The following is a 22,285-nucleotide window of genomic DNA, read 5'->3' on the forward strand; positions in this document are numbered from 1 at the left end:
TGCCGCGACGCGCCCTGCCAGAGCCGCGGCCTCTTGATGAAACATAGTTGCCGGATTGGGCTAGATCAAATCATGCTTATCGCGCTTATCAATTTTTTGCTGGGGAAGAATGGGGGAGGCTGCAGTGGGCGAGTGGGCGGCGACGGTATGTCATATGAATGGTGTTGGCGGAGGTTTTTGGACTACCCCCGCCGTTGAGAAATTAGCGGTTTTTTATCAAGTAAATAGGCTGAAAAACGAGGCTGATAAAAGTCAAATGCGCAATGAAATAGAACATCATTACATGACATGACGCCAAGATTGAATAAAGTATCGGATTGGTGGCGGCTATTCTAATGATATACCTGCCAGACTCAAGGTTGGAACCGTCAAAATAAGTAATGTACACCATGAAGGCAAGCATTCCGCCGATGGCGAATAGCGAAAGAGTCACTCGTTTCCAGCTGAAATGGCTTAAATCTAAGTTGCTGGAAGCAAAAGCCCGACGAAATAGAAAAATAATTGCGATAAAGTAAATTGGAATGCTGAAACGAATGTACGAGAAAGTCACGGCAGCCGTGTTTTTCAGCGTCTCAGATTGCATGCCGCCAGAATCCGTTAAATGCTTGAGAGGCAAGAAATTGAAGATTGGCGCTAGGGATGAATCCCCCATTAGCTGAGATGCGATTCCGATAAGCAGAATGGGCGTTATACTGACAAATATGAAAAAATAAAGCAAAGGAGATTTTTTTAATGTGTTTTCTATGGTTGGCATGATGGTTTTTATTGTGTGGTTTAAAAGAAGTCCTCCTGAAAGAGGGGGCTACAGGATGTTTGATTTGTTTGAGTGGATTTCATTGTTCAATTCCTGATTGTTTATTAAGTTTTGATGATTGGGCTGCTTTTGGGCGGAGGGCCAGGTTTCGTCAGAAGGAAGGCCGGCTCTTCTTGAGGGAATTAAAGTCATTGGTGTCCCCTATGCCACAACGCATGCTAGCACCATCTTACAAGTGGGTAAATGAGGGGGCTTTCAAAAGAGTTGTTGTCTGAAGGTTATATTGTTGATTTTGCCCATTCTTTCAGGGGTGAAGAAGGCGGTGGCTACAAGATCCGCAGCAATAAGAGCATCAGTGCCAGTTATTGATAAAGCAAAAGCGCCTAATGCCAACTGATACGCAAAGGTATGCAAATGCCTGTGGCAGGGGAGTGTTTATTTCAGCCGTTATTCGTGGGCTGACGCTATTTGCAATGCCTTGCCTGCAAAGCCAAACCCTTTGGATATTCTTCGCATGCTATCGCCAATGCCTTTATGGTCAATAGCATGCTGGAAGCGCGGGACGTTGAACCCGTTCTTAGGCCTTGCCACCCGCGGCTAATCGCGCCGGCCGGCCGTCGCCATGGCGGGAAGCATGACGTTTGCCGCCGCGCTCCGCCCAATCGCCCGGGCAACCAGGGCCGCGCCGGCGGCCAGCGCCAGGCCGAACAGCAGCAGGGCGGCGGGCGCGCCCAGGCGGTCCACCAGCAGGCCGGTGAAGATCACCGGCAAGCTGAAGCCGATATAGGCCAACAGAAAGAAACCGGCGCTGGCGCGCGGCTTCTCCGCACCGGCCAGCGCGTTCACCGCGGACAAACCGCCCAGATAAGTGAAGCCGTAGCAGGAGCTGCTCGCGCCCAGCGCGCCGAGCAACACCGCCGCCAGCGAACCCTGGGTCGCGCCCCAGGCCAGCAGCGCGTAGCTGGGCGGCAGCACCAGCATGCCCAGACGGGCGGCGCGGCTGGGCGGCATCGCGCGGGCCAGCGGCTGGAACAGCAGGCCGCAGCTGATCACGGTGAAGGTGGAAAACCCGGACCAGCGCGCCAGCCCATGCGCGGCCAGCACCGAGGGCAGCAGCGCGATCACCAGCCCCACCGCCGCCCAGGCCAGCAGAATGGCCAAGCCGAAGGGCAAGCTGCCGGCGGGGAAATAGGGCGGGCGCAGCATCGCCGTATGGCGGCCGCGCGGGGCCGGGTCCGGCAAGCCCGCCACCGCCAGCAGCGCCGCGCCGGCCAGCGCCAGATGCAGCCAAAAGCTGGCCGGCGTCAGCGTGCTCTGCCACAGCAGGCACACGCTGGTCAGCGCCGCGCCCAGGCCAAAGCCCAGCGAGGTGCTGGCCGTCACCCACAAAGTGGCGAGGCGGCCGTCCGGCTCCGCCATCAATTCCCCCATATAAGCGACGCCGGCGGCGGAAGCCAGCGCGGTGCCGCAGCCCAGCAGAAAGCGCGCCACGGCCAAGGCCTCCAGCCGCGGCCACAAGGCCATGACGGCGGTGGCCAGCATCGCCAGCGCCAGCGCCGCCAGGATCAAGGGCTTGCGTCCCAGCCGGTCCGGCAGGCCGCCCAGCGCCAGCAGTACCGGCAACACTCCCAGCACATAGGCGGAAAACGCGGTGGCGGTGGCCGCCGCGCCCTGGCCGGCCAACTGCGCGTAAGCGGTGTACAGCGGCGCTTGCAGATTCACCGCGCAAGTGATCAGGCACAGGCCGAAGGCCAGCCGGGCAGGGTGGCGCGTGTTCATGCCGCCTCCGGGAATAAAAGAGACACGGTGGGACAAACAGTGTGGACGGACAGTGGGACGGTCATAAGGTGAGGCCTGGCTAGGATAAAGGGTGCGGCGGGCCGCGCGACACGCCACTATCCGGCCGCTCCATGACGGCAACAAGTGACAGCGGCGGCCATTTGCGCTTAACTGTTTGCTCATTATCAGCAAACAGTGAGCCCGCCATGCGGCTAGAACTCGACCGCGCCAGCCGGCAGCCGCTGGCGCAGCAAATCGCCGATCAACTGCGCGCCTGGATACGGCGCAGCCGCGTCCGCCCCGGCACCCGGCTGCCCTCCATCCGCCAACTGGCCAAGGAGCAGCAGCTCAGCCAGTCCTGCGTGATCGACGCCTACGACCGGCTGGTGGCGCTGGGCCTGCTGGAATCGCGCCACGGCGCCGGCTTCTTCGTGGCCGCGCCGCCGGGCCGCGAAGAAAGCGAATGGCGGGAAACCATGGAACCGGCCTGGGGCCAGTTCAGCGACAGCGGCGAGCAGTTGAAGCTGGGCTGCGGCTGGGTGCCGGACAGCTGGCGCGACCAGGAAGAACTGGGCTACGCCATCCGCCACATCACCCGCTGCCAGCCGGCGGACCTGTTCGACTACAGCACCCCGCTGGGCCTGCCGGCCTTGCGCCGGCAACTGCAACAGCGGCTGCGCCAGATCGACATCCATGTGGAGCAGGAGCAAATCCTCACCACCAACGGCGGCAGCCACGCGCTGGACCTGCTGGCGCGCGCACTGCTCAAGCCCGGCGACACCGTGCTGGTGGAAAGCCCCGGCTACTACAATCTGTTCAACCTGCTGAAATTCCACGGCATAGAAATGCTGGCGGTGCCGCGCGCCGGCAACGGGCCGGACCTGGCGGCGCTGGAAGCCATCCTCGCCCGGCATCGGCCCAAATGTCTGTTCATCAACAGCCTGTTCCACAACCCCACCGGCACCTGCTTGACGCCGGCGGTGGCGCACCGCCTGCTGCAACTGGCCGAGGCCCATGACTTTCTGATCGTGGAAGACGACATCTACGCGGATTTCCAGAACCACCCCGGCGTGCGCCTGGCGGCGCTGGATTCGCTGCGGCGGGTGATCTACGTATCCAGCTTCTCCAAAACCCTCAGCTGCTCGCTGCGCGTCGGCTATGTGCTGGCCCAGCCTGAGCTGATCCGCCAACTGGCCAATATCAAGATGTACACCGGCATCGGCACCCAGCGCTTTGCGGAATGCGTGGCGGCCCAGCTCTTGTCCAGCGGCGCTTACCGCAAGCTGACGCAAAGGCTGCGGCTGCGGCTGAACCGGCAAATGGCCGCCACGCTACAAACGCTGGAAGCCAACGGCTGGCAAGTGTTTGCGGAGCCGCAGGGCGGCATGTTCGTCTGGGCGCGCACCGGTCGCCACAGCTTCGAGGACATGCAGGCGGAAGCCGCCAAGCGAGGAATCCTGTTATCGCCGGGCAGCGGCTTCATGCCTGGCGGAGAGGACAATGACTGGCTGCGGATCAATGTCGCTTATGCCGGCGATGCGCGGGCGCTAGGGTTTTTTGAGTCGTTTAAGAGTGGGTGAGGGGGCGGATCAGGTTGTGGGGAGCTTGATCGATGGATTCATGTGGTGGCTTGTGTTTACCTAGGTCTGTTCTTTCTTGTGAATTGTACGTCATTGACGTACTATTGAGCCATGTACACCCTAGCGGAAACCTCCATTTTTACTAGGTATGTTGCTGATTACTGGAGCGAAGAAGAGCGTAGCGTCTTCTTTGTCTGGTTAGTCAACAATCCCACCGCTGGTGCGGTGATTCCCGGCTCCGGTGGTTGCCGCAAGGTACGTTGGTCTTCGGAGGGGCAGGGGAAGCGTGGCGGGGTGCGAGTGATTCATTACAACTTATTGGATGATGGCACGATTTGGCTGCTTACCATCTATGGCAAGAATGTGAGGGAGGATATTCCGGCCCACATTCTCAGAGCGATCAAGGAGACTATTGATGCCGACTGACAAAGAACTGGCCGCTCGGGACGCCCAGCGCGATCTGGGGGCGGAACTGCTGGAGTCCGTGCGCCAGATGAAGGCGGACCAGGCCACCCGGCGCACCCAGGTCATGCCCACGCTGGCCACACAAGCGCGTTCGCAGATGGGTATGTCCCAGACGGAGTTCGCGGCATTGTTGGATGTCAGCAAGCGCACGCTGCAGGAATGGGAGCAAGGCCGGCGCATGCCCACTGGCGCGGCGCAGACCTTGCTGCGGGTGGCTGTACAGCACCCGGAAGTGTTGCGGGAGCTGAAATAAGCTTAATGATCAAACGACCTCTTTTTATGACATTCCTCGCCATTCTGGCTGGCTGCTCTGATCCAATGGTGGAGGCTATCGCAAGCCGTGACACCTTCGCTTACGCGGCTGTAAACGATGCAAGAGACAAGCCGGCCTTCATGATTCAAGCGGGAACATCTTGCCGAGTGGGCAAGACCTCATTCGGCAAAGCCGATGCGTACACGGCGGTGGTGTGCGGAAATAAAAAGGGGTGGGTGTTGGAGGCGGAGAACTTGAAGCCCTCGACGTTAGTTGGCGGCTAGTCGAACTACACTCCTATACCTCGTGGCGAGTTCATCTGCCAATGGAGCGAAGCTTTGATGGCAGGTCAGGGAGTGCTGTAGAGTAGCTTGATGGTTGTTGTAAGGCTATGTGTGCTGTGTTTGATTATGGATTAATGCTATTTTTATAAATGCGGTATCAGCTTGGATGTGATGATTGATGTGTCATGTAAACTGGTTGGTTGTCACTAAAGCCCTCCGTAGATGTATTCGTGCGCTAGTACTTAATGCTTGGGCTTTTGTGGTCTGGTAGCGAGTGCGAAGATCATTTTTTTGTCCATGTGGTTAATAAGTTTGCCTGGCTAATCTATGAAAAGAAATATTTTTATAATTTTGTTGTGTGCTTTGTGGTTGTTGGCTTTTGTGGCTTTTCAGGGGCAATTAATTTCGATTCCTCGCGCTTGGGCGCTTAATATGCCTGACGGGCTTTATTGTGAAAGTTACTCAGCCGTACGAAATGGTTGGGTGTGCTCTAAATTTGAAAGCGTTCTGATGCGATCGTGGATAGGGCTCCTTGCTTTGATAGGGGGAGGGCTGGCTTTTAAGTTAATGGGGCGGGTGTCTGGTATGCATTTTTCTGTGCTCTACTGCTTTTTGATATTTGTTGAGCTTGGGGCTTTTTTTGCTGGTTTGAGAGGTTATAGCTATTTTTGGAATGAGCATGCCAGTGCTGTATATGGAAATATGATGCTCATTTTGTTGGTTCTCTCTGGAGTAGGCATGGTGTGGACTTTGCTAGTGGGCGAGTATAAAAGTTATCTTCGTGGAAGAAAGGTCAAGGCAAGACAGGCTTTAGGTATTGATATCGAAATTGCAGAACGTCTGGTGGAAAAGAAGTCACGAGAAAAGGAATGATTTGTTTTGTGGTTTCATTGGGTTGTTTTGATTTAATTGCCATCATAATTGTTTGCTATTTTGCATTTTGCTGTCTCGTCAGTGTTGTCTGCGTAAGGTAGTCAGGCTGTATGGTCTTGACCCCCGTCCCCCTCTAAGCAACAATCCCTCCGTGCCGTTTCATCCCGGCACTGGGCCGTGAGAACCCATCGACTGCAGGCGAGGTGCTGTTTTCAGCACGTTTTCCAAACTTGTGTTGTGTCTGCCTGACCGGCAGCCGCTGGTTTTCACGCACTTCTAGCAAGAGGTTGCCCATGTCTGATTTCTCAAACCCCCGCCGTTCCCGCTACCGCTTCCCCTCCAGCGAAGCCAAAGACCTCCGTCTGCCCTTTGTCCGTCGCGTGCCGGGCCGCACTTATCCGCATTACTGGCAGCCGGCGGAGCCCCAGGATTATTTCGAAGCCTGCGCCATTGGCCGCCAGTACGCGGCGCACATGGCGCAGTTGTTGAAGACCAACCGTCAGCATGCGGCGCGCGGGCTGTTGTTCCGCATTGCCAGCGATATGGATTTTGCCGATAAGAGTTACCGCATCGGCCTGTGCAAGGGCTTCTTCAATTATCTGGAGATGCTGCTGAATCTGGCGGTGGAGCGGGTGGATCTGGCGCAGCATGTGGAGGCGGTACAGCAGCTTTATCTGTGCCTGGAGCAGTTGGCGGAGACGCAGCAGCAACAGCGGCGCAAGAAGCGTGGCCGGGGCCGTCAGCGCTGAGTGCGTTGGTCATGAAAAAACGGCCCTTCGGGGCCGTTTGGTTTTGTGCTGTGTTATTAGAGCCTGTTCAAAATCTCGCGCGCAAGAGCGAGACAAGGCGGAAACCGCTGAGACAGCGGAATGTACAAGTGGCACATGAGCATTTTGAGCTTGTACTCACCGTGCAAGACTTCACGACGCGCAGCAGATCGTAAACAGGTCCTTAGCGCGCGAGTTCGGAGTAGTGGTGCTCGTCGTACTGTCCGTCCAGATAGTCGTTGACGCGGTCGTTGAAGGCGATCCAGTGCGGCGTTTTCTGGTGTTCGGCCAGGCGCTCCTTGCTGTCCCACAGTTCGATCAGCGCGTAGCGCAGTGGCTCACCGGCTTGCTGCCAAAGCTGGTAGTAGTTGCAGCCGGTTTCCTTATTGGATTCCCGCACCATGGTGTTGAGCAGGGTGAGGAAGTCTTGTTGGCTTTCGGCTTTGACGTTGAAGAATACGTTCAGGGTAATCATGAGAGGGCCTCTGGTATTGGGATGAATGAATGCGAATGTTCCGCTGCCGTTGGCGCGGTGTATCCATGGCGGCCATTTTACGAAGCCCAATTGTTCGTTAAAAGTGAAATATAATTAGCTTTGTATTCGTTTTTTATGAATCACTATCGTGATGGCTCAGGCCCAGGCTGGGTGAGGGACGGGCGGCGGCAAAAGAAAAACGGCCCCGAGGGGCCGTTTCCGTTTCACTATCGTAAGTGGCTTAGAGCCTGTTCAAAGTCTCGCGAGCAAGGGCGAGACAAGGCGAAAACGAGCGAAAAAGCGGAATGTACACGTGGTACATGAGCATTTTGAGCTGGTTTTCAACGCCGTATCGCTGAAGCGCAGCAGACATTGAACAGGTTCTTAGAACGCGAAGTGCTCGTCCTGCAACTCCATCAACGGCTTGGCGCCGGCCTTGAGCTTGGCCAGCAGGCTGTGCACTTCCGGGAACAGCTTGCTCATATAGAAGCGGCCGGTCAGGATCTTGGCCTGGTAGAAGCCGTCTTCGCCGCCGCCCAGCTTGGAATGAGCCACTTCCGCCATCCGCGCCCACAGCCAGGCGTAGCTGAGGTGGCCGATCAGGCGCAGGTAGTCGGTGGCGGCCGCGCCGGCTTCGTCGCGGTTCTGCATGCCTGCCATGCCGATGCCCATGGTCACTTCGCCCACGTCTTTCAACAGCTTGGACAGCGGGGCCACGTAGTCGGCCAGCTTGTCGTTGCCTTCATTGGCCTGGCAGAACTTGTGAATTTGCTTGGTGAACTTGCGCAGCTTCTGGCCCTGGTCCATCAGCACTTTGCGGCCCAAGAGGTCGATGGCCTGGATGCCGTTGGTGCCTTCGTAGATCTGGGAGATGCGGCAGTCGCGCACCAGTTGTTCCATGCCCCATTCGCGGATGTAGCCATGGCCGCCGAATACTTGCATGCCCAGGTTGGCGGCTTCGTAGCCGTTGTCGGTCATGAAGGCCTTGGCCACCGGGGTGAGCAGGGCCACGAGGTCGGCGGCGTCCTGGCGGGCGTCGGCGTCCGGGTGTTTGTCTTCAATGTCCAGTTGCAGCGCCAGCAGGCTGGTCAGCGCGCGGCCGGCTTCGGTGTAGGCTTTCTGGGTCAGCAGCATGCGGCGCACGTCCGGGTGGACGATGATGGGGTCCGCCGGCTTGTCCGGGCATTTGTCGCCGGAGAGCGAGCGCATTTGCAGGCGTTCGCGCGCATAGGCCAGCGCGCCCTGGAAGGAGGCTTCGCCTATGCCCAGGCCTTGCATGCCGCAGCCCAGGCGGGCGGCGTTCATCATGGTGAACATGCAGGACAGGCCCTTGTTGACTTCGCCAATCAAATAGCCTTTGGCGCCGTCCAGGTTGATCACCGCGGTGGCGTTGGCCTTGATGCCCATCTTGTGTTCCAGGCTGCCGCAGGCCACGGGGTTGCGGCTGCCGTCGTCATGGAATTTGGGCACGATGAACAGGGAGATGCCTTTCACGTCCTTGGGCGAGTCCGGCAGGCGGGCCAGCACCAGGTGGATAATGTTGTCGGACATATCATGTTCACCGGCGGAGATGAAAATCTTGGTGCCGGTAATGCTGTAGCTGCCGTCGCCGTTCGGTTCGGCGCGGGTTTTGAGCAGGCCCAGGTCGGTGCCGCAGTGCGGTTCGGTCAGGCACATGGTGCCGGTCCAGCTGCCGTCCACCAGTTTGGGCAGGTAGGCCGCTTTTTGCGCTTCGGTTCCGTGGGCATGAATGGCAGAATACGCGCCGTGGGACAGGCCGGGGTACATGGACCAGGCCACGTTGCTGGAGCACTGCATTTCCATGATGGGGAAGCCCAGCGCCTTGGGCATGCCCTGGCCGCCGTAGGCCGGGTCGCAGTCCAGCGCCGGGAAGCCCAGTTCACAGTATTGCTGGTAGGCTTCCTTGAAGCCGGGTGGGGTGGTGACGGATTTGGTGGAGCTGTCGTAGTGACAGCCTTCTTCGTCGCCCTGGCGGTTCAGCGGCGCCAGTTCGCTTTCACAGAACTGGGCGGCGGCCTCCAGATAGGAGCGGAAAATGTCCTGGGTGGCTTCTTCGTAGCCGGGCAGGGTGGGGATGATGTCCTGTACCTTGATCAGCTCGTGGAGCACGAAATCGAAATCCCGCAGCGGGGCTTGGTATGCAGGCATGGGTCTCTCCTGTTGGTTTGCGCGGCCTGGACGATCCGGCCCAGGTCTGTCGTGTTTGGGGTCGCCCTGCGCTTGGGTGAATAATTCAAACGCTTGTTTAAATTATCGACGTGGCTTTGACAAGCTTTTCGCGTTTTACCCGTCGCCGAGTGTGGTTTAACGGCAACGCGCGCGCACAAGGATCAAAACATTCCAGATGACTTGGTTTAGACGCAAGGTACGCAAATGGGTTGCCTATCGGCACCATTGGTTTCAGAAGCCGGGCCTGCGCCGGCTGGCGCCCTATCTGGACCGGCCGGCGTATTGGTCGCTGAACCGCCGCAAGGTGGCGATGGGGGTGGGGGTGGGTTTGTTCGCCGGCCTGATGCCCGGCCCCACGCAAAAGGTGACGGCGGTGGCGCTGGCTTTGCTGATGCGGGTGAATCTGCCGGTGGCGGTGTTGTTCACGCTGTACACTAACCCTTTGACCGTATTGCCGCTGTACTTTCTGGCTTATGCTTATGGCAAGCTTTTACTGGGCAATCCGGCTGCGGGTACAATGACGCCGCCGCCCAATTGGGACCGGATGAGCTTGCCGGATTGGTGGCACGCCTGCCTGAATTGGCTGGCGGAGCTGGGCTGGCCCTTGCTGGTGGGATTGCCGGCGCTGGGCCTGACCTTTGCCGTGATCGGCTACGCGTTGACGCGGCTGCTGTGGCGCTGGGCGGTGATCAGCGCCTGGAAAAGCAGGCATTGCAGAACACTTTAAGGGGTGATTGTGGATCTGGTTGAAAAGCAGTTGTCGTCGGAGGTGGTGTATCAGGGCGGTTTTCTCAAGGTTCATAAAGACGAGGTGGCGCTGCCGGACGGCGCGGCGTCCACGCGCGAATACATTCTGCACCCCGGCGCGGTGGCGGTGCTGGCGCTGACGCCGGACGGCAAGCTGGTGCTGGAGCGCCAGTACCGTTATCCGACCGGCCGCGAGTTCGTGGAGATTCCCGCCGGCAAGATAGACCCGGACGAGGACCCGGCGGCCACGGCCAGGCGGGAGCTGTTGGAGGAAACCGGCTACGCGGCGGAGCGCTGGACGTATCTGGGCACCGCTTATCCCTGCATTGGCTATTCCAACGAGCGCATCAGTTATTACCTGGCGGAAGGGCTGAGCCAGCAGGGCAGCCGGCTGGACGAGGGCGAATTCCTGGAGGTGCTGACGGTGCCTGTAGCGCAGGCGATGGAGATGACGCTGAGCGGGGCGATCTGCGACAGCAAGTCCATCGTGGGCCTGCACTGGCTGGCGGCGCACCAGGCCGGGAGGATGCCGGGTGTCGCCGTTTGATCCTTACCGGGATCGACGGCGCGGGCGCCGCATCAGCATGGGCTGCAAGGCCCGCATCCGTTCTTTGATCAGCGGCGAAACCCATTACGGCGAGTGCGTGGATCTGTCGGTGGACGGCATGGCCTTGCGCTCGTCCTTTGTGCCGCAGTTTGGCGAGCGTCTGTCCGTGATCGTGCTGGCCCCGGGCGTGGGCGGCATGCCGGGCAAGCCCTTGGAGGCGGTGGTGGAGGTGAAGCGCTGCAATGAGGTGCAGCGCGGCCGCATCTATGAAATCGGCGTGCGCATTGTGCAGCGCAAAGGCTGAGCGCCGCAGTCCGCGCGGACGCGGCGCATTCTTTATATTCCCTTCTCTTTTTCCGCCGCGCTGCGCGGCGTGAATGTTTCAATCGCCGCGATGGAAACGTTTGATTCTCAAAGCGTTTTTTTAGGGCCGATTTCCGTTTACTCCCGCTTACACGCCGCTCGTCTTCCGTTACAAAAAAAAGCTGGCGGAATTCACCATCCATTTCAAATACTTGTATTGAATCTGGCTCACGATCTCATATTTTGTGTGCAGGCGCGGTTTTGCCCTGCCAGGCTGTGCGTTATGCTATACCCAGAAAAAGAAAGCCGGAAACAATGTGAATACTCTAATTCAGCAAGGGGAGCAGCGGATGCCGCGTGCATATCGTTTGCGCCTCTGCTACCTGCCAGGAGAGAGCCATGCACCCGGATATCTTCAGTCACTACGCTGCTCGTTACGACAAGACTCGTGAGGAGGAGTACACCATCCAGGAGTACCTGGAGCTCTGCAAGAAAGACCCCGGCGCTTACGCCACCGCCGCAGAGCGCATGCTGGCCGCCATAGGCGAGCCGGAGCTGGTGGACACTCGGCACGATTCGCGTCTGTCCCGCATCTTTTCCAACAAAGTCATCAAGGTCTATCCCGCGTTCCGTGATTTTTACGGCACCGAGGAGGTGATCGAACAGGTGGTGTCCTACTTCCGCCACGCCGCGCAAGGCCTGGAAGAGAAGAAGCAGATCCTCTATTTGCTGGGCCCGGTGGGTGGCGGCAAATCGTCTATCGCCGAGAAGCTGAAAGAGCTGATGGAGCTGGTGCCGTTCTATTGCCTGAAAGGCAGCCCGGTCAACGAGTCTCCGCTGGCGCTGTTCAACTACGACGAGGACGGGGCGCTGCTGGAAGAGGAATACGGCATTCCGCGCCGTTATCTGAAGAGCATCCCCAGCCCGTGGGCGGTGAAGCGGCTGCATGAGTTCAACGGCGACATCGGCCAGTTCCGCGTGGTCAAACGCTATCCGTCCGTGCTCAAGCAGATCGCGGTGGCCAAGACCGAGCCGGGCGACGAGAACAATCAGGACATCTCGTCCCTGGTGGGCAAGGTGGATATCCGCAAGCTGGAGAAATACGCGCAGGACGATCCGGACGCTTACAGCTACTCCGGCGGCTTGTGCCTGGCCAACCAGGGCTTGCTGGAATTCGTGGAGATGTTCAAGGCGCCGATCAAGGTCTTGCACCCGCTGCTGACGGCCACCCAGGAAGGCAACTTCAAGGGCACCGAGGGCTTTGGCGCGATTCCGTTTGAAGGCGTGATCCTGGCCCACTCCAACGAATCCGAGTGGAAGCAGTTCCGCAACAACAAGAACAACGAGGCTTTCCTGGATCGGATCTACATCGTCAAGGTGCCGTATTGCCTGCGCGTGTCCGACGAGATCAAGATCTACGACAAGCTGATTCGCAACTCTTCGCTGGGCCGCGCGCCGTGCGCGCCGGGCACGCTGAAGATGATGTCGCAGTTCGCGGTGCTGTCGCGGCTGAAAGAGCCGGAAAACTCCAGCCTGTTCAGCAAGATGCAGGTGTACGACGGGGACAATCTGAAGGATACGGATCCCAAGGCCAAATCCATCCAGGAATACCGCGATTACGCCGGGGTGGACGAGGGCATGAGCGGCTTATCCACGCGCTTCGCCTACAAGATTCTGTCCAAGGTGTTCAACTTCGACCACAGTGAAGTGGCGGCCAACCCGGTGCACTTGCTGTACGTGATCGAGCAGCAGGTTGAGCGCGAGCAGTTCCCGGCGGAAATCGAGCAGAAGTATCTGACCTTCCTGAAGGAGTATCTGGCGCCCAAGTACGTGGAGTTCATCGGCAAGGAGATTCAAACCGCTTATCTGGAAAGCTACTCCGAATACGGCCAGAACATCTTCGACCGCTACGTCAGCTTCGCGGACTTCTGGATTCAGGATCAGGAGTACCGCGATCAGGACACCGGCGAGATCTTCGACCGAACCTCCTTGAACGCGGAGCTGGAGAAGATAGAGAAGCCGGCCGGGATTTCCAACCCCAAAGACTTCCGCAACGAGATCGTCAACTTCGTGTTGCGGGCGCGGGCCAACAACGGCGGCAAGAATCCCACCTGGACCAGCTACGAGAAGCTGCGCACGGTCATAGAGAAGAAGATGTTCTCCAACACCGAGGAGCTGTTGCCGGTGATCTCCTTCAACGCCAAGGCCAGCGCCGAGGATGCGAAGAAGCACGAGGACTTCGTCAACCGCATGGTGGAAAAAGGCTACACCGCCAAGCAAGTGCGTCTGTTGTGCGAATGGTATCTGCGAGTGCGCAAGTCCTCGTAAGCCGTCGCTGATCCGGCGCCGCCTGGGGCGGCGCCGGAAATCGCCCGCGTGGCCGCTGTCGCCGCCGGGCGGTGAAGAATATAACAACAGCAAGCCAGGCGATGGCCGCCCGCGGGCGGCCGCCGCCGGCACAGGCAAAGCGAGGTGCTTATGTCCCACATCATCGATCGGCGCCTCAACGGCAAGAACAAGTCCGCGGTCAACCGCGAACGGTTTCTGCGCCGTTTCAAGGCCCAAATCAAGGAGGCCGTCGCCAAGGCGGTCAAGGGGCGCAGCATTACCGATATCGAGAGCGGGGAGAAGGTCTCGATTCCGGTAAAGGATATTTCCGAACCCGTGTTTCATCACGGCAAGGGCGGCATGACGGAAAACGTGCACCCGGGCAATGAGGAGTTCGTCAAGGGCGACCGCCTGCCGCGGCCGCAGGGCGGCGGGGGCGGAGGCGGCAGCAAGGCCAGCCAGGACGGCGAGGGCGAGGACGATTTCGTGTTCCAGCTGTCGCGCGAAGAGTTCATGAATGTGTTCTTCGACGACCTGGCCCTGCCCAATCTGATCAAGACCCAGCTGATGGGCATTGAGGAGATGAAGACGGTGCGCGCCGGTTACACCAACGACGGCACGCCGGCCAACATCAATATCGTGCGTTCGCTGCGCGGCGCGCTGGCGCGGCGGGTGGCGATGGCCGCGCCCACCATGGCCACGCTGGGCGACGCGGAGGAGGAACTCGACACCCTGATGGAGGATGACGAGGACAACACCTCGGAAATCCGCGAAAAACGGCAAAGCATTCACCGGCTGCGCGAACGCATCGCCAGCATTCCGTGGATAGACCCGTTCGACCTGCGCTACAACAACCGGGTCAAGCAGCCCAAGCCCACCAGTCAGGCGGTGATGTTCTGCATCATGGACGTGTCCGGCTCCATGGACGAGCAGAAAAAGGACATGGCCAAGCGTTTCTTCATCCTGCTTTACCTGTTCCTGCAGCGCAATTACGAGAAGATCGAGGTGGTGTTCATCCGCCATCACACCAGTGCGGTGGAGGTGAGCGAGGAGGATTTCTTCCACTCGCGCGAATCCGGCGGCACCGTGGTGTCCTCGGCGCTCAATCTGATGGCGGAGATCGTCAAGAAACGCTACGCCGGCAGCGAATGGAATATCTACGCCGCTCAGGCGTCCGACGGCGACAACTGGGACAGCGATTCCGCCAACTGCGGCCGCATCATGGAGGAGGACCTGCTGCCTTACTGCCAGTACTTCGCCTACATCGAGATCACCGAAGGAGAGCCGCAAAACCTCTGGTACGAATACTTGAAGGTGCAGGAACGCAACCGCCAGTTCGCCATGCAGAAAATTCGTTCGGCTTCCGACATCTACCCGGTCTTCCGGGAACTGTTCAAGCGCCAGCCGGCCAATGGCCGTGCCGCCACCGCCTGAGAACGTGTTTATGATCTCGCGAGACAAGGCGGAAACGAGCGAAAAAGCGGAATGTACACGTGGTACATGAGCATTTTGAGCTCGGTTTCGACGCCGTATCGCCGACGCGCAGCAGATCGTAAACAGGTTCTGAGCGGTCTTGCCAAGGGGGGAGCAACATGACACCGATTTCTACCGGGTCCGAATGGACCTTCGACCTGGTCGACGAGTACGACCGGCAGATACGCACCATCGCGGTGGATGAGTTCAAGCTGGATGTCTATCCCAATCAGCTGGAAGTCATCACCGCCGAGCAGATGATGGATGCCTACGCCTCGGTGGGCATGCCGGTCAACTACCATCACTGGAGCTACGGCAAGCATTTCGTCGCCACCGAAAAGAGCTATAAGCGCGGCCAGATGGGGCTGGCCTATGAGATTGTGATCAACTCCAACCCCTGCATCGCCTATCTGATGGAGGAAAACTCCATGACGATGCAGGCGCTGGTGATCGCCCACGCCGCTTACGGCCACAACAGCTTTTTCAAGGGCAACTACCTGTTCCGCGCCTGGACCGACGCCTCGGCCATCATCGACTATCTGGTGTTCGCCAAGAGCTATATCACCAAGTGCGAGGAGCGCTACGGCATAGACGCGGTGGAGGACTTGCTGGACAGTTGCCACGCGCTGATGAATTACGGCGTGGACCGCTACAAGCGGCCGCAGAAGCTGTCGCTGGCCAAGGAGCAGGCGCGTCAGGAAGAGCGCGAGCAATACCTGCAAACCCAGGTCAACGACCTGTGGCGCACCATTCCCAAGCGCGACAAGGACGGCAGCGACAAGGCGCCGCCGCGTTTTCCGCCGGAGCCGCAGGAAAACCTGCTGTACTTCATCGAGAAATCCGCGCCGCTGCTGGAGCCTTGGCAGCGCGAGGTGGTGCGCATCGTGCGCAAGGTGGCGCAGTATTTCTACCCGCAGCGGCAGACCCAGGTGATGAACGAGGGCTGGGCCACGTTCTGGCACTACACCATCCTCAATCGCCTGTACGACAAGGGCATGGTCACCGACGGCTTCATGATGGAGTTTTTGCAGAGCCACACCAATGTGGTGTACCAGCCGCCGGTGACGGCGCGTTGGTACAACGGCATCAACCCGTACGCGCTGGGCTTCTCCATGTATCAGGACATCAAGCGCATTTGCGAAGCCCCCACCGACGAGGACCGTGCCTGGTTCCCGGACCTGGCCGGCACGCCGTGGCGGGAGTCCCTGGAGTTCGCGATGAAGAACTTCAAGGACGAGAGCTTTATCTCGCAGTATCTGTCGCCCAAGCTGATTCGCGATTTCCGCCTGTTCTCGATTCGCGACGACGACCACGACGACAAGCTGGAGGTGTCCGCCATTCATGACGACATGGGCTACCGCGACATCCGCGGCAAGCTGGCCGAGCAGTACAATCTGGGTTCGCGCGAGCCCAATATCCAGGTGTGGTCGGTCAATGTGCGCGGCGACCGCAGCCTGGTGCTGCGCCACACCATGCACAACCGGCGGCCGCTGGACGACAACAGCGCCAACGAGGTGCTCAAGCACGTGTGTCGGCTGTGGGGCTTCGACGTGAGGCTGGAAAGCGTGGACGGCAATGGCGACGTCAAGCAGAGCTACGAGATGAAATCCAACCTGGATGGTGCGCGCGTGTAGCCGCGGCGGCCTGTGATATAGTCGAAAACCCGGGGCCGGCGGTCGTCGCCCCCGGGTTTTTCATGCCGCCGGCGGATGCAACTTTCCCTCCGGGCCGCTCTCGAATTCCTATTTCGATTGCGCGTCGCCGCCGCAAAGCCTGTTTCGCTTCACGCGAGGCGGCCCCGGCCGCGCTCTGCCTCGCCGGCGCGCGGCGGACTTTGAACCAGCGCTCATAAGGGAGACGATATGGACCACCAGCATTGCGATCATCCAGCGCCGGAGCGCGCGCCCAAGGTGGGCGTGGAACGCTTGCGGCCCTTCGACAAGGAGGCGTTTGAGCGCGCGGTGACCGATTTGCTGACCGCCTGCGGCTTTCAGCCGCAAGGCGACCCGCATCTGGGCAGGACCGCGGAACGTGTCGGCGCGTTTTGGCGCGACCGCTTGCTGGACGGCTACGCCGCCGATCCGAGCGAGGTGCTGGGCTGCGGTTTTGAAGACGATTCCCGCGAGATGGTCATCATCAGCAATATCTCCATCCACAGCCTGTGTCCGCACCATCTGGTGCCCTTCGAAGGTATTGCCCACGTCGCCTACATTCCGGGCGGACGGCTGCACGGCTTCGGCCGCATCGCGCGGCTGATCGACGTGATCTCGCACCGCTTGAATTACCAGGAATGGATTTGTCAGGAAGTGGCGGACGCGCTGGTGCGGCACGGCATGGCCAAGGGCGCGGCCTGTGTGATCCAGGCCAAGCAGATGTGTTTGCAACTGGGGGAAAACCGGCGCGGCGCGGAGGCGGTGATCACCCAGGGCTTCGCCGGAGAAGTGGGCGAGGCGGACCGCGCGCGCTTCCTCAGCGAGTGCAAGCAGGCCTCGCACCGCTGAGCGTTTACTCTTGGTGCGGGTGGGGCAAGGGCACGAAAGCGCGCAAGGCGTGCTCCCGGCTGCTCAGCTCCGCCAGCCGCACGCCGTAAACCGCCTCTAGCGTTTCCCGCCGCATGATTTCGGGCGTGGGTCCGAAGCCGGCGGCGCGTCCTTCGTTCAGCAGCAGCACATTGTCGGCGTGGCGCAGCGCCAGGTTCAGATCGTGCACCACGGCCAGCGCGCCGATATTCAGCTCGCGGCAGATGCGGGCCACCTGCGCCAGCAGCGCGTCGGCCATGGCGAAGTCCAGCGCGGCGGTGGGTTCGTCCAGCAATAGATAGCGTTCCGCGTCCGCCGAGGCTAGCAACTGGCACAGCGCGCGCGCCAGGTGGACGCGTTGCTGTTCGCCGCCGGACAGGGTGCGCGCCTGGCGTTGCGCCAGCTCCGCGGTGCAGGTGAGTTCCAGCGCCTGGCGGCAGGCCTCGCCGGCGTCGCCCAGCAGATAAGCGCCGGACTGGATCAGCTCCATCGTGCTCCAGCCGGCCGGCGTCAGCGGATTTTGCTCCACCACCGCGCGCTGGCGCGCCAGTTGCGCGGCGGATTGGCCGCGTAGCGGCCGTCCGGCCATCCACGCCTCGCCGGCGCTGGGCGCGTGCAGACCGGCCAGCATGCCCAGCAAGCTGCTTTTGCCGGCCCCGTTGGGGCCTAGCACGATATTGAGTTCGCCCGGCGCCACGCGCAGGGACACCGCCTCCACCAAGAGGCGGCCCTGGCGGGAAAGGCTGAGGGCGCGCGCTTCAAGCATGGGCGTCCTTTTCCGCGCTTTGCCGCAGCAGCCACAGGAAGAAGGGCGCGCCTATCAGGCTGGTGATCACGCCCACCGGCAGTTCGCTGGGCGCCAGCAGGCTGCGCGCCAGCCAGTCCGAGGCGATGGCCAGCAGCGCGCCCAGCATGGGCGCGATCCACAGCAGCCGTCGCGCGTTGCCGCCCACCAGTTGGCGCGCCAGGTGCGGGCCCATCAGGCCGATGAAACCGATCATGCCGCAGGCGGACACCACCAGGCCGGCGGCCAGGGCCGCCAGGATCACCACCTGCCATTCGCGGCGACGCACTTCAAAGCCCAGGTGAAAGGCGGCGGTTTCGCCCAATTGCAGCGCGTTGAGAAAGCGCCATTGCCGGTGCAGCGCCAGCCAGACCAGCGGCGCGGCCGCGCACAGCAAGACGGTTTGCGGCCAGTCCACGCTGGCGAAGCTGCCCATCAGCCAGAAAATTACCACGCGCAAGGAGCCGTCGGGCAGGGTGGTGATCAGCAGGGTCAGCAGGCTGCCCAGCAAGGAACTGATGGCGAGACCGCTGAGGATCAGCCGGCTGCCGCCTTGTTGGGTCTGGCCCAGCAGGCGGATCAGCAATAAGGAGAACAGGCCGCCGGCGAAGGCGGACGCGGACACCGCGTAGAGGCCGGCGCCCAAGCTCAGCGCGGCGGCGGCGGCCAGCGCCGCGCCGCTGTTGATGCCGATCAGGCCGGGTTCGGCCAGCGGGTTGCGGAAACGCGCCTGCACCGCCGCGCCGGCGCTGGCCAACAAGGCGCCGGCGCTGGCGCTGGCCAGCAGGCGCGGCAGCCGCAGCTGCCACAGCAATTGCCATTCCAGTTCCGGCAAGGGCTGGCCGGCCAGCAAACGGGACGCGTCCATGCCGCTGCCGTGCAGCAGCGAGGCGAGAGAGAGGAGAATCAGGCCGGCTGCGAGGGCCAGGGTCAGCGGGAAGAGGCGCATGGAAAGGGGGGCGGGGAGGAGGCTCCCCGCCGGCGCTTAGCGCAGGCCCAGCACGTCCTGCATATCGAACAGGCCGCGCGGTTTGCCGGCCAGCCAGCGCGCGGCGCGCACCGCGCCGTTGGCGAAGGTGGCGCGGCTGGAGGCCTTGTGGCTGATTTCCACGCGTTCGCCGATGGCGGCGAACAAGGCGGTGTGATCGCCGACCACGTCGCCGCCGCGCACGGTGGCGAAGCCTATGGTGTGCGGATCGCGCTCGCCGGTCACGCCTTCGCGGCCGTAAACCGCGCATTCTTTCAAGTCGCGGCCCAGCGCGTCGGCGATGACTTCGCCCATGCGCAGCGCGGTGCCGGACGGCGCGTCCACTTTATGACGGTGGTGGGCTTCGATGATTTCGATGTCGTAGCCGTCGTCCAGCACTCGCGCCGCCATGTCCAGCAGCTTGAAGGTGAGGTTGACGCCAACGCTGAAATTGGAGGCGAACACGATGCCGATCCGGTCGCCGGCGGCGCGGATCGCCGCCTTGCCGGCCTCGTCGAAGCCGGTGGTGCCGATGATCATCTGCACGCCGCGCTCGGCGCAGGCGGCCAGGTGTTCCAGCGTGCCTTCCGGGCGGGTGAAGTCGATGACGGCGTCGGCGCCTTCCAGCGCCTGGAGGAAGTCGCCGCCTATCTTGACGCCGGTGTGCTTGCCGATGAACAGGCCGGCGTCCTGGCCGATGAATTCCGAGCCGGGGCGGTCCACCGCGGCGTGCAGCGCCACGCCGGGCGCGGCCAGCGCCGCTTCAATCAGGGCCTTGCCCATGCGGCCGCCGGCGCCGACCACCACCAGTTTCAGCGGGGAGGCGCTCATGGCTTGGCTTCCTGGGCCGGCGCGGAGGCGGTCAGCGGCGGGCGTTCGGCCGGCTGCGCCTGGCCTTCCACGCGCTCCAGCACGTCGCCGTTGAAGTGGACGGTCAACAGGCGGTTGCTGTTTTTATCCAGCTTGCCCTGCTTGATGTCGCTATAGGTGTAATCCCAGCGATTGGCGTGAAACGCGTCGGCCAGTAGCGGAGAACCCAACAGGAAACGCACTTGCGAGCGCGTCATGCCCGGTTTAAGTTTGGCGACGGCATCCTCTGTGACATAATTGCCCTGCTGGATTTCCATCTTGTGCGGGCTGAGCCAGTTCAGAGGGTTCATTGAGCTGCAGCCGGAGAGGGCAAGGACGGCGACAAAAATCAGGGCGCGCATGATACTCCGTGACCTAAAAGTTATGAGGCGGTAATTAGGCAAAGCCGTGAAAAGGCTTTATCATGATCTGAAATCGACCCACTTTATATCACGATGAGCAAAGCCAGTCACCTTAAAGATATCGGCCTCAAGGCCACCGGCCCGCGTTTGAAAATCCTCGATCTGTTCGAGGAGGAGCACGCCGGCCACATGTCGGCGGAAGATGTCTACCGCAAGCTGCTCGCGGAAAATATCGACATCGGCCTTGCCACCATTTACCGCGTGCTGACGCAGTTCGAGCAGGCGGGCATTCTGGTGCGCCACCATTTCGAAACCGGCAAAGCGGTGTACGAGCTGAACCAGGGCGGTCATCACGATCACATGGTGTGCGTCAGCTGCGGCAAGGTGGTCGAGTTCTTCGATCCGGAGATCGAGGCTTTGCAAGACCGCATCGCCGAGCAGCATGGTTTCCGCATCGTCGATCACGCGCTGTACATGTACGGCGAGTGCCCGGACTGCCTTAACGCCAAGAAGGCATGATTCCCTGGCTCGGTCCTGAGCCGGTCTTCCCTCCGGTGCGGCTGGCTCTGCGCGAACCCAATGGTTTGCTGGCCGCCGGAGGCGATTTGTCCCCGCAGCGCATCCTGGCTGCTTACTCCCAAGGTATTTTCCCCTGGTTTTCCGAAGGCGAGCCCATTCTGTGGTGGTCGCCGGCGCCGCGCATGGTGCTGAGTCCGGACGAGCTCAAAGTCAGCCGTTCCATGGACAAAGTGCTGCGCAACCAACCTTATGAAATCCGCGTGGACACTGCGTTTCGCGAGGTGATATCGGCCTGCGCCGCACCCAGAACCCAGCAGCAGGGCACCTGGATCGTGCCGGAGATGGTGGACGCCTATTGCCGTCTGCACCGGCTGGGCTACGCGCATTCTTTCGAGACCTGGATGGACGGCGAGCTGGTCGGCGGTCTGTACGGCATCGGCCTGGGCTTGATGTTCTACGGCGAATCCATGTTTTCCCGGCGCAGCAACGCGTCCAAGCTGGCTTTCATCCACATGGTGCGCCATTTGCGGACGCAGGGGGTGACGATGATAGATTGTCAGATGCACACCCGCCATTTGCAGAGCTTGGGCGCCAAGTTGGTTTCGCGTCAGACATTTCTTGCTACTCTGAAAGAGAATGCCCGACGGGCGCAGCCCGCCGCGATGTGGAACTACCGGTATACCAATGAGCCATCGTGATCCCGGCCCGACAGTGGCCATCCATTTCTACGCCACCGCGCCCTATCCCTGCAGTTATCTGGCCGGGCGTCAGGCGCGTTCGCAGGTGGCGATCCCGGCGGAGGCGATCGATGGCGAGGTTTACAGCCAGTTGGTGAAGCTGGGCTTCCGCCGCAGCGGCCTGTATACCTACCGGCCGTATTGCGACAGTTGCCAGGCTTGCGTGCCGGTGCGGATTCCGGTGGAGCGCTTCGCGCCCAGCCGCACTCAGCGCAAGGTGGCGCGGCGGCTGGAGGCGATGCAGGTGCGCCTGCTGCCGCTGGAGTTCGACGCCGAACACTATGCGCTGTACCGCTGGTATCAGCAGTCGCGGCACGCCGGCGGCGGCATGTCGGACGACGATCCGCAGCAGTATTCGGAGTTCATCCTGAAAAGCGGGGTGGACAGCATGCTGGCGGAGTTCCGCCTGGACGGCGAATTGAAGATGGTCAGTCTGATCGACCGCCTGGCCGACGGCCTGTCCGCGGTGTACACCTTTTACGATCCGGAAGACGCCAAATCCAGCCTGGGCGTGTTCAATGTGTTGTGGCAGGCGGAGCTGACGCGGCGGCTGGGGCTGCCGCACCTGTATCTGGGCTATTGGATACGCGAATGCCAGAAGATGTCCTACAAGGCGATGTATCAGCCCCTGCAGGCCTTGATGGACGGGCGTTGGGTGGAGCTGTCCAGGCCGCGGGACGAGTGAGCGGCACCCAATGAAAAAGCCGGCGCGAGCGCCGGCTTTTTCATT

24 protein-coding genes are annotated in these 22,285 nt (G+C 60.8%); 16 read left to right on the plus strand and 8 right to left on the minus strand.

The features are described 5' to 3' along the window. Nucleotides 1–202: 202 nt before the first annotated feature. The gene (locus NK214_RS16355; RefSeq protein ID WP_253315000.1) at nucleotides 203–754 is read right to left on the minus strand and encodes a hypothetical protein; all 552 of its coding nucleotides are present in this window, start codon (nucleotides 752–754) and stop codon (nucleotides 203–205) included. Between the two features lie 597 nt (nucleotides 755–1,351). Further along, a complete protein-coding gene (locus tag NK214_RS16360; RefSeq protein WP_253315001.1) occupies nucleotides 1,352–2,533 on the minus strand; it encodes an MFS transporter in 1,182 nt (393 codons plus the stop codon). 206 nt (nucleotides 2,534–2,739) lie between these two features. Here NK214_RS16360 and NK214_RS16365 point away from each other — a divergent pair, with 206 nt between their 5' ends. The 6 genes from NK214_RS16365 to NK214_RS16390 all read left to right on the plus strand — a co-directional run bounded on the left by NK214_RS16365 (nucleotide 2,740) and on the right by NK214_RS16390 (nucleotide 6,737). After that, nucleotides 2,740–4,113 (plus strand): PLP-dependent aminotransferase family protein, encoded by a 1,374-nt coding sequence (locus NK214_RS16365; protein WP_253315002.1) that lies wholly within the window; start codon nucleotides 2,740–2,742, stop codon nucleotides 4,111–4,113. 111 nt (nucleotides 4,114–4,224) lie between these two features. Then, a complete protein-coding gene (locus NK214_RS16370; protein ID WP_253315003.1) occupies nucleotides 4,225–4,539 on the plus strand; it encodes a DNA-binding protein in 315 nt (104 codons plus the stop codon). Further along, nucleotides 4,529–4,831 (plus strand): DNA-binding transcriptional regulator, encoded by a 303-nt coding sequence (locus tag NK214_RS16375; RefSeq protein WP_253315004.1) that lies wholly within the window; start codon nucleotides 4,529–4,531, stop codon nucleotides 4,829–4,831. The genes NK214_RS16370 and NK214_RS16375 overlap by 11 nt, the downstream gene beginning before the upstream one ends. Before the next feature lie 5 nt (nucleotides 4,832–4,836). After that, nucleotides 4,837–5,115, plus strand: coding sequence for a hypothetical protein (locus tag NK214_RS16380; RefSeq protein WP_253315005.1), 279 nt, complete (start codon nucleotides 4,837–4,839; stop codon nucleotides 5,113–5,115). Between the two features lie 327 nt (nucleotides 5,116–5,442). Next, nucleotides 5,443–5,988 (plus strand): hypothetical protein, encoded by a 546-nt coding sequence (locus NK214_RS16385; RefSeq protein ID WP_253315006.1) that lies wholly within the window; start codon nucleotides 5,443–5,445, stop codon nucleotides 5,986–5,988. 293 nt (nucleotides 5,989–6,281) lie between these two features. Next, nucleotides 6,282–6,737: a hypothetical protein gene (locus NK214_RS16390; protein WP_253315007.1), complete on the plus strand. Its 456-nt coding sequence runs from the start codon at nucleotides 6,282–6,284 to the stop codon at nucleotides 6,735–6,737. Nucleotides 6,738–6,939: 202 nt separating this feature from the next. Here the strand turns inward: NK214_RS16390 and NK214_RS16395 are convergent, their stop codons facing one another. Next, the gene (locus NK214_RS16395; protein WP_107799859.1) at nucleotides 6,940–7,230 is read right to left on the minus strand and encodes a putative quinol monooxygenase; all 291 of its coding nucleotides are present in this window, start codon (nucleotides 7,228–7,230) and stop codon (nucleotides 6,940–6,942) included. 384 nt (nucleotides 7,231–7,614) lie between these two features. Beyond that, nucleotides 7,615–9,399 carry an acyl-CoA dehydrogenase C-terminal domain-containing protein gene (locus NK214_RS16400; protein WP_253315008.1) on the minus strand — a complete coding sequence of 595 codons (1,785 nt, stop codon included), beginning with the start codon at nucleotides 9,397–9,399 and terminating at the stop codon, nucleotides 7,615–7,617. Between the two features lie 196 nt (nucleotides 9,400–9,595). On the opposite strand from NK214_RS16400, the gene NK214_RS16405 reads away from it, so the two are divergent. From NK214_RS16405 to folE, 7 genes are all read left to right on the plus strand, one after another. After that, nucleotides 9,596–10,147, plus strand: coding sequence for a DUF2062 domain-containing protein (locus tag NK214_RS16405; RefSeq protein WP_019100393.1), 552 nt, complete (start codon nucleotides 9,596–9,598; stop codon nucleotides 10,145–10,147). A gap of 9 nt (nucleotides 10,148–10,156) precedes the next feature. Beyond that, nucleotides 10,157–10,714, plus strand: a complete 558-nt coding sequence (locus tag NK214_RS16410) for an NUDIX domain-containing protein (protein ID WP_253315009.1) — start codon at nucleotides 10,157–10,159, stop codon at nucleotides 10,712–10,714. Then, nucleotides 10,701–11,018 (plus strand): PilZ domain-containing protein, encoded by a 318-nt coding sequence (locus NK214_RS16415; RefSeq protein WP_081545720.1) that lies wholly within the window; start codon nucleotides 10,701–10,703, stop codon nucleotides 11,016–11,018. The genes NK214_RS16410 and NK214_RS16415 overlap by 14 nt, the downstream gene beginning before the upstream one ends. Before the next feature lie 398 nt (nucleotides 11,019–11,416). Then, a complete protein-coding gene (locus tag NK214_RS16420; protein ID WP_081545718.1) occupies nucleotides 11,417–13,345 on the plus strand; it encodes a PrkA family serine protein kinase in 1,929 nt (642 codons plus the stop codon). A gap of 150 nt (nucleotides 13,346–13,495) precedes the next feature. Continuing rightward, a complete protein-coding gene (locus NK214_RS16425; RefSeq protein WP_107799857.1) occupies nucleotides 13,496–14,779 on the plus strand; it encodes a YeaH/YhbH family protein in 1,284 nt (427 codons plus the stop codon). A gap of 158 nt (nucleotides 14,780–14,937) precedes the next feature. Further along, the gene (locus NK214_RS16430) at nucleotides 14,938–16,452 is read left to right on the plus strand and encodes a SpoVR family protein (protein WP_107799856.1); all 1,515 of its coding nucleotides are present in this window, start codon (nucleotides 14,938–14,940) and stop codon (nucleotides 16,450–16,452) included. A 228-nt stretch (nucleotides 16,453–16,680) separates the two neighbouring features. Continuing rightward, nucleotides 16,681–17,319 (plus strand): GTP cyclohydrolase I FolE, encoded by a 639-nt coding sequence (folE, locus tag NK214_RS16435; protein ID WP_107799855.1) that lies wholly within the window; start codon nucleotides 16,681–16,683, stop codon nucleotides 17,317–17,319. Between the two features lie 4 nt (nucleotides 17,320–17,323). On the opposite strand, the gene NK214_RS16440 is transcribed toward folE, so the two are convergent. Genes NK214_RS16440 through NK214_RS16455 form a run of 4 tightly spaced genes read right to left on the minus strand, consistent with a single transcriptional unit; the run spans nucleotide 17,324 to nucleotide 20,248 of the window. Then, complete coding sequence (locus tag NK214_RS16440) at nucleotides 17,324–18,103, minus strand: ABC transporter ATP-binding protein (RefSeq protein ID WP_253315010.1); 780 nt, start codon at nucleotides 18,101–18,103, stop codon at nucleotides 17,324–17,326. Beyond that, nucleotides 18,096–19,070 (minus strand): iron ABC transporter permease, encoded by a 975-nt coding sequence (locus NK214_RS16445; protein ID WP_107799853.1) that lies wholly within the window; start codon nucleotides 19,068–19,070, stop codon nucleotides 18,096–18,098. The genes NK214_RS16440 and NK214_RS16445 overlap by 8 nt, the downstream gene beginning before the upstream one ends. 36 nt (nucleotides 19,071–19,106) lie before the next feature. After that, entirely contained in the window at nucleotides 19,107–19,919 is an 813-nt protein-coding gene (gene dapB, locus NK214_RS16450) for a 4-hydroxy-tetrahydrodipicolinate reductase (RefSeq protein WP_235087591.1), read from the minus strand. Further along, the gene (locus NK214_RS16455; protein ID WP_233246701.1) at nucleotides 19,916–20,248 is read right to left on the minus strand and encodes an outer membrane protein assembly factor BamE; all 333 of its coding nucleotides are present in this window, start codon (nucleotides 20,246–20,248) and stop codon (nucleotides 19,916–19,918) included. Before NK214_RS16455 ends, dapB begins: the two co-directional genes overlap by 4 nt. A gap of 144 nt (nucleotides 20,249–20,392) precedes the next feature. Here NK214_RS16455 and fur point away from each other — a divergent pair, with 144 nt between their 5' ends. From fur to NK214_RS16470, 3 genes are read left to right on the plus strand one after another with little or no spacing between them, the layout of a single operon-like run. Beyond that, nucleotides 20,393–20,818, plus strand: coding sequence for a ferric iron uptake transcriptional regulator (gene fur / locus NK214_RS16460; protein WP_019101530.1), 426 nt, complete (start codon nucleotides 20,393–20,395; stop codon nucleotides 20,816–20,818). Then, nucleotides 20,815–21,516: a leucyl/phenylalanyl-tRNA--protein transferase gene (gene aat / locus NK214_RS16465; protein WP_253315011.1), complete on the plus strand. Its 702-nt coding sequence runs from the start codon at nucleotides 20,815–20,817 to the stop codon at nucleotides 21,514–21,516. Before fur ends, aat begins: the two co-directional genes overlap by 4 nt. Further along, on the plus strand, nucleotides 21,503–22,240 hold the full coding sequence (locus NK214_RS16470) for an arginyltransferase (RefSeq protein ID WP_107799849.1): 738 nt from the start codon (nucleotides 21,503–21,505) through the stop codon (nucleotides 22,238–22,240). The genes aat and NK214_RS16470 overlap by 14 nt, the downstream gene beginning before the upstream one ends. Nucleotides 22,241–22,285 lie beyond the last annotated feature (45 nt).

This window comes from Chromobacterium sp. S0633 (assembly GCF_024158805.1).
In the GTDB taxonomy this organism is placed as follows: Bacteria; Pseudomonadota; Gammaproteobacteria; order Burkholderiales; family Chromobacteriaceae; genus Chromobacterium.

What these genes read in the sequence shown, in the direction of transcription:
- NK214_RS16355 (WP_253315000.1), bottom strand. Translation starts at nt 754, where the DNA reads ATGCCAACCATAGAAAACACATTAAAAAAATCTCCTTTGCTTTATTTT.
- NK214_RS16360 (WP_253315001.1), bottom strand. Translation starts at nt 2,533, where the DNA reads ATGAACACGCGCCACCCTGCCCGGCTGGCCTTCGGCCTGTGCCTGATC.
- NK214_RS16365 (WP_253315002.1), top strand. Translation starts at nt 2,740, where the DNA reads ATGCGGCTAGAACTCGACCGCGCCAGCCGGCAGCCGCTGGCGCAGCAA.
- NK214_RS16370 (WP_253315003.1), top strand. Translation starts at nt 4,225, where the DNA reads ATGTACACCCTAGCGGAAACCTCCATTTTTACTAGGTATGTTGCTGAT.
- NK214_RS16375 (WP_253315004.1), top strand. Translation starts at nt 4,529, where the DNA reads ATGCCGACTGACAAAGAACTGGCCGCTCGGGACGCCCAGCGCGATCTG.
- NK214_RS16380 (WP_253315005.1), top strand. Translation starts at nt 4,837, where the DNA reads ATGATCAAACGACCTCTTTTTATGACATTCCTCGCCATTCTGGCTGGC.
- NK214_RS16385 (WP_253315006.1), top strand. Translation starts at nt 5,443, where the DNA reads ATGAAAAGAAATATTTTTATAATTTTGTTGTGTGCTTTGTGGTTGTTG.
- NK214_RS16390 (WP_253315007.1), top strand. Translation starts at nt 6,282, where the DNA reads ATGTCTGATTTCTCAAACCCCCGCCGTTCCCGCTACCGCTTCCCCTCC.
- NK214_RS16395 (WP_107799859.1), bottom strand. Translation starts at nt 7,230, where the DNA reads ATGATTACCCTGAACGTATTCTTCAACGTCAAAGCCGAAAGCCAACAA.
- NK214_RS16400 (WP_253315008.1), bottom strand. Translation starts at nt 9,399, where the DNA reads ATGCCTGCATACCAAGCCCCGCTGCGGGATTTCGATTTCGTGCTCCAC.
- NK214_RS16405 (WP_019100393.1), top strand. Translation starts at nt 9,596, where the DNA reads ATGACTTGGTTTAGACGCAAGGTACGCAAATGGGTTGCCTATCGGCAC.
- NK214_RS16420 (WP_081545718.1), top strand. Translation starts at nt 11,417, where the DNA reads ATGCACCCGGATATCTTCAGTCACTACGCTGCTCGTTACGACAAGACT.
- NK214_RS16425 (WP_107799857.1), top strand. Translation starts at nt 13,496, where the DNA reads ATGTCCCACATCATCGATCGGCGCCTCAACGGCAAGAACAAGTCCGCG.
- NK214_RS16430 (WP_107799856.1), top strand. Translation starts at nt 14,938, where the DNA reads ATGACACCGATTTCTACCGGGTCCGAATGGACCTTCGACCTGGTCGAC.
- folE (WP_107799855.1), top strand. Translation starts at nt 16,681, where the DNA reads ATGGACCACCAGCATTGCGATCATCCAGCGCCGGAGCGCGCGCCCAAG.
- NK214_RS16440 (WP_253315010.1), bottom strand. Translation starts at nt 18,103, where the DNA reads ATGCTTGAAGCGCGCGCCCTCAGCCTTTCCCGCCAGGGCCGCCTCTTG.
- NK214_RS16445 (WP_107799853.1), bottom strand. Translation starts at nt 19,070, where the DNA reads ATGCGCCTCTTCCCGCTGACCCTGGCCCTCGCAGCCGGCCTGATTCTC.
- dapB (WP_235087591.1), bottom strand. Translation starts at nt 19,919, where the DNA reads ATGAGCGCCTCCCCGCTGAAACTGGTGGTGGTCGGCGCCGGCGGCCGC.
- NK214_RS16455 (WP_233246701.1), bottom strand. Translation starts at nt 20,248, where the DNA reads ATGAACCCTCTGAACTGGCTCAGCCCGCACAAGATGGAAATCCAGCAG.
- fur (WP_019101530.1), top strand. Translation starts at nt 20,393, where the DNA reads ATGAGCAAAGCCAGTCACCTTAAAGATATCGGCCTCAAGGCCACCGGC.
- aat (WP_253315011.1), top strand. Translation starts at nt 20,815, where the DNA reads ATGATTCCCTGGCTCGGTCCTGAGCCGGTCTTCCCTCCGGTGCGGCTG.
- NK214_RS16470 (WP_107799849.1), top strand. Translation starts at nt 21,503, where the DNA reads ATGAGCCATCGTGATCCCGGCCCGACAGTGGCCATCCATTTCTACGCC.